At 40.3% G+C, this 8,404-nt stretch carries 8 protein-coding genes and 1 pseudogene; 3 read left to right on the forward strand and 6 right to left on the reverse strand.

What is annotated here, in order from left to right; genetic code table 11:
• The 4 genes and pseudogenes from Q9Q35_RS01940 to Q9Q35_RS01955 form a co-directional block, all read right to left on the reverse strand.
• A pseudogene (locus tag Q9Q35_RS01940) lies at positions 1-247 on the reverse strand (signal recognition particle-docking protein FtsY); the annotation flags it as partial.
• A gap of 61 nt (positions 248-308) precedes the next feature.
• On the reverse strand, positions 309-3,848 hold the full coding sequence (gene smc / locus Q9Q35_RS01945; RefSeq protein ID WP_304651898.1) for a chromosome segregation protein SMC: 3,540 nt from the start codon (positions 3,846-3,848) through the stop codon (positions 309-311).
• A gap of 24 nt (positions 3,849-3,872) precedes the next feature.
• Positions 3,873-4,568 carry a ribonuclease III gene (rnc, locus tag Q9Q35_RS01950; protein WP_304651899.1) on the reverse strand — a complete coding sequence of 232 codons (696 nt, stop codon included), beginning with the start codon at positions 4,566-4,568 and terminating at the stop codon, positions 3,873-3,875.
• Positions 4,569-4,698: 130 nt separating this feature from the next.
• Positions 4,699-5,841, reverse strand: a complete 1,143-nt coding sequence (locus Q9Q35_RS01955) for a site-specific integrase (RefSeq protein ID WP_221677948.1) — start codon at positions 5,839-5,841, stop codon at positions 4,699-4,701.
• Between the two features lie 48 nt (positions 5,842-5,889).
• On the opposite strand from Q9Q35_RS01955, the gene Q9Q35_RS01960 reads away from it, so the two are divergent.
• Entirely contained in the window at positions 5,890-6,024 is a 135-nt protein-coding gene (locus Q9Q35_RS01960) for a hypothetical protein (protein ID WP_260449681.1), read from the forward strand.
• 182 nt (positions 6,025-6,206) lie between these two features.
• Here Q9Q35_RS01960 and Q9Q35_RS01965 read toward each other — a convergent pair whose 3' ends face one another.
• Positions 6,207-6,827 (reverse strand): helix-turn-helix transcriptional regulator, encoded by a 621-nt coding sequence (locus Q9Q35_RS01965; protein WP_119448509.1) that lies wholly within the window; start codon positions 6,825-6,827, stop codon positions 6,207-6,209.
• 162 nt (positions 6,828-6,989) lie between these two features.
• On the opposite strand from Q9Q35_RS01965, the gene Q9Q35_RS01970 reads away from it, so the two are divergent.
• Together Q9Q35_RS01970 and Q9Q35_RS01975 are read left to right on the forward strand one after the other, a co-directional pair.
• The gene (locus Q9Q35_RS01970) at positions 6,990-7,196 is read left to right on the forward strand and encodes a helix-turn-helix transcriptional regulator (RefSeq protein WP_182465667.1); all 207 of its coding nucleotides are present in this window, start codon (positions 6,990-6,992) and stop codon (positions 7,194-7,196) included.
• A 15-nt stretch (positions 7,197-7,211) separates the two neighbouring features.
• On the forward strand, positions 7,212-7,883 hold the full coding sequence (locus tag Q9Q35_RS01975) for a BRO family protein (RefSeq protein ID WP_119448511.1): 672 nt from the start codon (positions 7,212-7,214) through the stop codon (positions 7,881-7,883).
• 65 nt (positions 7,884-7,948) lie between these two features.
• On the opposite strand, the gene Q9Q35_RS01980 is transcribed toward Q9Q35_RS01975, so the two are convergent.
• The gene (locus Q9Q35_RS01980; RefSeq protein ID WP_304651900.1) at positions 7,949-8,239 is read right to left on the reverse strand and encodes a hypothetical protein; all 291 of its coding nucleotides are present in this window, start codon (positions 8,237-8,239) and stop codon (positions 7,949-7,951) included.
• Positions 8,240-8,404 lie beyond the last annotated feature (165 nt).

The raw sequence follows: 8,404 nt of genomic DNA on the forward strand, positions 1-8,404 counted from the left end.
CTTCTGGTGTTTGAACTACTTCTTCAATAACTTCAGATTCTTTAGCGACTGATTCAGTCTCTTTTTCATCCGTTTTTGCTTCAGCTACTTCAGGCAGCTCATCTTCTGGTGTAGCAGTTATTTCATTTGTCGCAGTTTCCTCAGGTTCTGAGTTTTCTTCTGAGGTAGAAACAATTTCGTCTTCTTTTTTTGGCTCTTCTTCAGGTTCACCCGAAAAAGCACGTCTTAATCGATCAAAAAGGCCCATGCCCATCCCTCATTTCTTATTTTGTTTTATTTTATCAAATTCATTTGCATTTTCCAAAGCACTATGCTAATTCATCCAACGATACCGAGACCATCTTTGAGACCCCTGATTCTTGCATCGTAACACCATATAAGACATCAGCGTTCATCATCGTCCCTTTGCGATGGGTGATCACGATAAATTGCGTTTGTGCATTAAACCGTTGGAGATAACGCGAGTAACGGATAACATTAGCATCATCCAAGGCAGCTTCAGCCTCATCCAAGACTACAAAAGGTACTGGGCGGACCTTTAAGATCGCAAACAATAATACGATCGCCGTCAAGGCACGTTCCCCACCTGAAAGTAGATTTAAATGCTGGAACTTTTTACCTGGTGGCTGAGCCATGATCTCGACACCTGTAGTCAACAGATCGGCTGGATCAGTCAAGCTAAGCATCGCCTTGCCCCCTTCAAAAACTTGCGGAAAGATCTCAGAAAAGGCGGTCGCCACTTCATCAAAGGCTTGTTTAAAACGACTTTTGGCTTCAGTGTCCATTTCATCCATACTTTGGACTAATTGCGCTTTTGCCTCTAAAAGGTCGGCTTGTTGTTGCGTTAAGAATTCATAACGCGTATTGATCCGTTCAAATTCACTGATCGCCCCTAAATTGACTTCACCTAACTCTTCGATCCCCAATTTCAAAAGATGGACTTTATTTTTGACAAATTCTAGATCTGTTGCTTGGTTTTCTTGTTTAGCCATTTCATAACTCAAGCCATAGTTTTGAGCTAATTCATCTAGATCACGTGCTAGATCTGCTTTGCAACTCCCCAGTTGTGCCTTGATATCGCTCTTTTCATCCAAGCTAGCCTGACGCAATTCATTTGCCCGTTTCAATTCTTGTTGTGCATTTTTAAGGCGCACTACTAGATCTTGACGTTTTTGTTTTTGAGCTGTGATCGCTTGCTCAAGCTCTTCATAACGCTGTTCGACATCTTGACGTTTAGCTTTGATATCAGTGTCGCGTACCTGATTTTGCTTTTGATTTTCTTTGATCTCAGCGATCTTGGCTTGCGCTTTAGTGATCCGTGCATTGGTCTGCTCCAATTGCACTTGACTTTCTTTGACTTGAACTTGTAGCAACTGTGCTCTTTCTTTGGCGATCGCTTCTTTTTGCTTGAGTTCATTTAAAGTCTCTTGCTGTTTTGCTTGAGTCGCACTGGTATCTTTTTGTAAAGCTACTCGCAATTTGATCTCGCTTTGCTTGGCTTCGATATCTTTTGTTAAAGTTGTTTGATGTTCTACCAAGGCCTGATGTCTACTTTCATACTGACTTTGATCGGCCTCACTCATGCTAGCTATTACTTCTAGCTGTTCGACTTGATCAGCTTGATGTTCTACTTCAAGCTCACAGCGTTCTAAATTCTTGAGCGCTTGTTGTTGTTCTTCTAATGCTTGTTGCTCGCTTGGCTTCATTGCCTCAAGCTCTTGGACTAGTTGTTCAACTTTTTCCTTAGTCTGACCACCTTCAAATTCGATCTGCGATAGTTTTTGTTCCATCACAGTAATATCAGCCGCCAATTTTTCAACTTGTTGCTGTTGTTCTAAAAGGCCAGTTCGTTGATTTCTATCTTGTCCCCCAGTCATCGAACCTCCAGCATTGATAACTTCACCCGCTAAAGTTACGATCTTGATACTATAATTGAGCTTTACAGCAAGCTTAGTAGCAGCATCTAGATCTTGCGCGATCACGATCGCCCCTAATAAATGTTCGACAACAGGTTTATCCAAAGGATCATATTTGACCAGATCTTTAGCAAGACCAATAACACCTGCTTGTTGTTGGACCGTCTGTAAGTGACCTTGTGCTAGAAAGCGTGGTTTGACAGTCGTACGGGGCAAGAATGTCGCCCGACCAGCTTTTTGCTTCGTCAAATAGTTGATCGCCACTTTAGCGCTTCTTTCATCGGTCACGATCACATTTTGTAATTGTGCACCTAATGCTACATCGATCGCTTTAGCCACTTTGGCCGGGGCCTTAAGTCGTTGGGCTACCGAACCTACTACACCTGTCAGATCAGCTTGTAAGATCGCTTTGACGCCATGATAATATCCGGCATAATTAGCAGCAATATTTTGCAATGATTCATGTTGTGCGCGTGCCTTTTGCAAAATCTCACTTGCCTTGAGCCAGCGTCTTTGTTGATCTTCGCGCAAGCGTTGAGCGGTCGTTTGTTGTGCTTGAAGTTCGATCACCTTCGCTTGAAGCTTAGCATAAGCTACCTTAGCTTCAGTCGCTTGCTTACTTGCGCTTGCCTGTTTTTCTTTGAGAGTGGCCAACTGTGCTTTAGCATTTGCGATCCGCTTTTTATCAGCTTGTTTTTGCTCTGAGTTACGCTGATTTTCCTGTTCTAAGTAGGCTAATTCATTTTTAGCCGAAACTTGTGCCTGCATTAGATCGATCAGATCTTGACGCAACTTTTCGATCTGATCAGCCAGTGTCTCAGGATCATCGACTAATGCTGTCTGGATATCTTGGATCTGCTTAGTATATTTATTTTGCAAGGTAGCTACTTTGGCTTGCTGTGTTGTCAGCTCATCAACTTGTGCTTGTAGTTTTGCAACTGTACTTTCATCGCGCTTGATATTTTCATTGAACTCGGCGAGACGTTCATTAAAGAGATCATCATCATGCTTTGAGATATCCTGACGCCCGATCAACTTCTCACGTTGTCCTGTCAAAAGGTTGAATTCTCTTTGATCTTCATCTAATTTTGCTTCTAATTTTGCTTGCTTATCTGCTAATTGTTGCGATTTTTTCTCTTGGAGCTCAGCATGTTTCGTATGGGTCGCCAGCAATTTTTCGATCTCGGAAAGTTTTGTTTCGATCTGTGCTTTAGTTTTAGCACGTTGCTCGATCTCTAAGACTAGCCGACTTTTTTCATAATGATCAAATTCTTCTTTTTGAGCAACATAGTCTTTAGCAATACTTGCTTGTTCTTTTAAAGGCTCTCTTTGTTGCCGTAATTCGGTAATAATATCCGCTACCCGATCTAAGTGATCCGTAGTTTCGGCTAACTCTTGTTGCGCCTTTTGTTTTTCTTTTTTGTACTTGACCACACCGGCGACTTCTTCGATCAAGACGCGCCGATCTTGAGGTTTACTGTTAAAGATAGCTTCAACTTTGCCCTGTGAGATGATCGAAAATGATTCCCGCCCCAAGCCAGTATCCATAAATAATTCTACAATGTCACGCAAACGGACTTTGGCATTGTTGATCAAAAAATCACTGTCACCATTCCGATAGATCTTGCGCGAGATCACAACTTGATCAGCATTTAGATCTAAAAAGTGGTCTGAATTATCAAATTCTAACTCAACTTCGGCATGATTTAACGGGGCCCTTGTCTGAGAACCTGCAAAAATAACATCTGGCATTTTCCCCCCACGTAAGCTCTTAGCAGATTGTTCCCCTAAAGCCCAACGCAGTGCTTCGATAATGTTACTTTTACCACTCCCATTTGGCCCAACGATTCCAGTCATACCATCTTGAAATTCGATCTTAGTCTTGTCAGCAAAGGATTTAAATCCGTTTAGAGTCAACGACTTTAACTTCATGCTGAAATTCTTCCCTTCAATAAACTATTTTTTTTGGAGTGCTTTTAATGCCTGGAAAGCCGCTTGTTGTTCAGCCGCTTTCTTTGACATTCCTTTTCCTTCACCGATTTTTTGCCCATCAGCATAAACTGCCATGGTATATTCTTTTTCATTATCAGGACCATTTTCAGCAACTTTAACATAAGTGATCTTGCAGTCCCCGTGTTGTTGCAATAATTCTTGGAGTTCAGTTTTATGATCTAAGTAGTGATCAAACCAACCTAGATCAAGCTTAGGAAAGACGACCCGACTGATAAAACTGACAACGACTGCTTTACCTTGATCAAGGTATAACGCCCCGATAAAAGCCTCAAAAATATCACAAAGCAATGAAGCCCGATCACGCGCGTTGGCTTTTTCTTCACCTTTACCTAAGCGGATATATTCATCAAAATGACATTCCTTAGCAAATTTGCTGAAACTATCTTCACAGACCATAGCTGCACGCAAACGTGAGAGTTTTCCTTCTGGTAAAGTAGGATAGCGTTTAAATAGGTATTCTGAGACGCAAAGTTGCATCACAGCATCACCTAAAAATTCGATCCTTTCATAATATTTTAGTTTTTCACGTGGATGTTCGTTTACATAAGAAGCATGGGTAAAAGCTTCGTCAAGTAAAGCGGTATTTTTAAAATCAATGCCAAAATCATCTTTTAGCATTTGTGTTAGTCCAATTATCAAAATGATTCTCCTCACTTTATTAATGCATTATTCATTATAGCAAAAAAGACCAGTGACCCCCAAGACCTTATATATAACGGCTTTTTTGAAGTCTTGAAGCTTAGAGGGTCTCTCTTAGGGTCTCCCTTTTTTATCCTAAATAATGCACCAGTTTTTTGATCGTTTCTTTTTGATCTTGCTTAGTTAAGTGTACATAGATATCAAGCGTTGTCGTTATCTTAGCATGACCTAGCCTATATTGCACTTCCTTAGGGCTTGCACCAGCAGACAGCAACAAAGTAGCGTGCGTGTGTCTAAAGCCGTGTACTGTGATCCTTGGTAACGTTGGATCTTTTGCTAACAAATTACGTAACCAGTACCCCGGGACACTCAAAGCTAACGGGTTCTTGTTGTCTGATCTAGTAAAAATATAGCGTTCCGTGTTATAAGCGTTGATCCCCACAGCTAACAAGTAACTTGCTTGTGCTATCTGCCAACGCTTTAAAACTTTTAGCGTCTCAGTATCCAGATCAAGAACACGATCGCTATTGATCGTTTTAGGATCTAAGATGACAACACTTTTAGCGCCCCGGGTCATTGTTTTACTAATGCTCACGGTCCCACTCTTAAAATCGACATCATCCCAAGTCAAGGCTAAGATCTCACCACGTCTAATGCCTGTATATGCTAGCAATCTAAACAAAGTGTACTGCATCAAGTCTTTTTCTTTTGCGATCGCTAAAAATCTTTTTAGCTCGTCGGGTTCTAAATAGTTGCGTGGCTTATGCTTAGCTCTCACCTTTGGACGGGTGACATCCTTAAAAGGGTTATTATACGCTAGTCCTAGACGTTTAGCATAATCGACCACCGTCGAAGCGTACGCCAAAATATATTTATAAGACGTCTCATGTTGCTGATACCACTTATTTACAGCATGCTGACAGATCGCAAGTGTTAGCTTATCGACCTTATATGATCCTATGAGTGGTAAGATCTGCAGTTTGAACTTGTTCTTGATATTGTAGATAGTCGACTCTTTGACTGAAAGGCTATGTTGTTCAAACCATAGCTTATAAGCCTCTTTATACGTTATTGACTCGGTCGCTTTTATCTGAGTCTTGCCAATATCTAACTCATATTCTAACTTGTGTAACTCTTTTTTAGCCTCTGCCTTAGTCTTGAAACCTGCACGCTTGATATATTTCTTTTTGCCAGTCATCTCATCGATCCCAGCATATACACGGAAGCGGTAAAACTTTCCTTTGCTCGTTTGATACTCTGTAATTTTAGCCATGTTTATCAGTCCTTTATCTTTATTGCACGGGCTAGGTGGCTTAAAGTAATGCACGATAGGACGGCTTTATCACTGGTATCTATTCGGTTGTATATGTATTGGATCTATGACATCCCTAGAAGTGGAATGCTCAGGGATGCACTGGCTCAGATCGCTCATGCTGTAAAAATGGTGGAATTTTAACTACCAACCACAACCGAAGTACTACAAAATACTACTTTCGACATAAGTGGCGAAAACCTGAGAAAACCTGAACTAAAAGCCTATATTGACGCCAAAATGGCTACTACCCAACAAAACCCAACATTTTTAGGCGTAGTGTCAATGTTTGCTTTGGTTGTGGATATTGTCATTGACTTGGGTTATTAAAATGCAAAATAATTACATACCCAAACAGCTAAATTATATCCCGTTTTAGCGATTTCATTCGTTATTGAATTGATTATCAGATTTTTAATATCAACTGAAAAAGCATAATCACCGTTAGTCGCTTCCAAGATTTCATTTTTTAAATGTTCATCAAAATTAATTTCTACACCAAACGTCTCTTTCTTAGTGTATCCATCATTTTCATAATCAACATCTATATTTATTTTAGAAAACATATTATTTTCATAATTAAAAATATTGCTTATATGATATTCAAAATCTTTTGAAGCTTGCTTGTCGATATATTTAAACTTTATAAAAATATCTAAATCTAACTTGTAATGATCCGGACCGATATTAGTCCCCCCATCATCCATAAGATGCAAGTCATTAACAACCGTTGTAACTTTAACATCTACTGGAATGTATGATAAAAACTCCCCCGGCGTGACATTTAAATATTGACATAGTTTATCTATGGTCTCAAGTTGGATCATATTACTTTGATTATTTATCACTTTAGATAACGTAGAGCGTGAAATACCAGTATCTACATACACCTTATTAGCTTTTAAATTTCTCTCTGCTAGTAATTGATTCAAGTTATATCTTATCATTTCAATCACTCTCCTTAGTCCATATTGTAGCTCATGCACTGCAATTTGTAAATTAAATAATATTTTTTGTTGCATTAACGAATAATGTATTTTATTATTAAGACATCAAATTGAAGTGTATTAACTACAATTTGAAAACTTAACGAAAAGAGTTGATAAATAATGAAGAATAAACTTTCAACCATTCTAGGAAGTCGGAAAGAAAATATCTCAGAGCTATCACGCAAAACAGGGATTGCAAGATCTACATTGACTGCTATTTATTATGACGAGTCAACAGGTATCAAGTTCGATACATTAAAAAAGATTTGTGATGCTTTGGAAATTTCACCCGGTGATTTTTTTATCTATGAGACACCTACCAAATAGAAAGGAGCTAGGATCATGGAAAAGACAAAGCTAGAGAACTGGAACGGGTTTGCGATCCGTTTCGTGTCTGTAAAAGATGAGTGGCACGCTATCGCTATGGACGTAGCAAACGCATTAGACTACTCAGACGCAAATAAGATGGTTAAGCGTATCAGTAAGAAATATGTATCTAGTACCAAAGTAAAACTACCCGACCTACAAAACGTCGGTCAGACATCATCAACCAACCGCCAAAACGGCGGTCGGTCAGATACACGGGAGTACATCACATTGACCGAGCTAGGTATCTATGAAGCTGTTACAGGTAGCAAAAAGCCACAAGCACAAGAATTCAAAGACTGGCTATATACCACGGTCAAAGAGTTACGCCAAAGCGTCGGGCTAGAAGCATACGAAGCTTTTAGAATGCTGGACAAACAGAAGCAACGTGAAGCCATGGACATCATTAAGACCGGCGTGGAAAAACCAGCACCAAAGCACTATATCAAGGCTAGTCAGATCGCTAACAAGGCTATCGCTATGAAATATGGTTATCCCAAAGCGATCAAAAAAGACGACATGACACCCCAACAAGTGGCAGAACGTGACGAGATCGCACAGGAAGTGGCCAAGCTGATGACATTAAACGACAAATACAGGCTTGATATTAGTGTCAGCGATGCAATTTATAGCAGATACAGCAAATAAGCAAGGTTGTATTTAAAATACAGGCTTTTAGAATTTGAAATCCGTAAACCTAATACAAATAGGGGCTAGCACCATGAAACTATCAAGACAGCCAAGAAGTCCCCCAACGTGGACCACTTACCAAAATAAGCGAAGGAGATCAAGACAATGGCTAAAGTAACAATCACACCCAGTCCTCCGGCTATCTTGTCCGAATCCATGGCAAGATACCATTGCGGAACCGCGCCGTTTCCGCTAAGACAGTCTTCCATACTGTCCAGATATGCATTCAGCGGAATATTCCATTTCAAATGAAACCATTCCGCCGCCTGTTTTACTAAATTACTATGTTCTCTCAACTTTATGTATTGAATCATCTCGCTTCCTCCACGGCTAAACGGTTACAATGATATCCCAAAGTCCGTCCAAATCTTTTACAATAAAATCCGCGCCGTACTGTGTAAATTCCTCACGGCTCCCGTACCCCCACAAAACGGCAGCGCAGGCAACGCCGCATTCCTTCGCGCCGCAGAAGTGCCCCA

Source organism: uncultured Ligilactobacillus sp. (genome assembly GCF_948826705.1).
GTDB lineage: Bacteria > Bacillota > Bacilli > Lactobacillales > Lactobacillaceae > Ligilactobacillus.

Coding starts and splice junctions, on each gene's coding strand:
- smc (WP_304651898.1), bottom strand. CDS start 3,848: ATGAAGTTAAAGTCGTTGACTCTAAACGGATTTAAATCCTTTGCTGAC.
- Q9Q35_RS01955 (WP_221677948.1), bottom strand. CDS start 5,841: ATGGCTAAAATTACAGAGTATCAAACGAGCAAAGGAAAGTTTTACCGC.
- Q9Q35_RS01960 (WP_260449681.1), top strand. CDS start 5,890: ATGCACGATAGGACGGCTTTATCACTGGTATCTATTCGGTTGTATATG.
- Q9Q35_RS01965 (WP_119448509.1), bottom strand. CDS start 6,827: ATGATAAGATATAACTTGAATCAATTACTAGCAGAGAGAAATTTAAAA.
- Q9Q35_RS01970 (WP_182465667.1), top strand. CDS start 6,990: ATGAAGAATAAACTTTCAACCATTCTAGGAAGTCGGAAAGAAAATATC.
- Q9Q35_RS01975 (WP_119448511.1), top strand. CDS start 7,212: ATGGAAAAGACAAAGCTAGAGAACTGGAACGGGTTTGCGATCCGTTTC.
- Q9Q35_RS01980 (WP_304651900.1), bottom strand. CDS start 8,239: ATGATTCAATACATAAAGTTGAGAGAACATAGTAATTTAGTAAAACAG.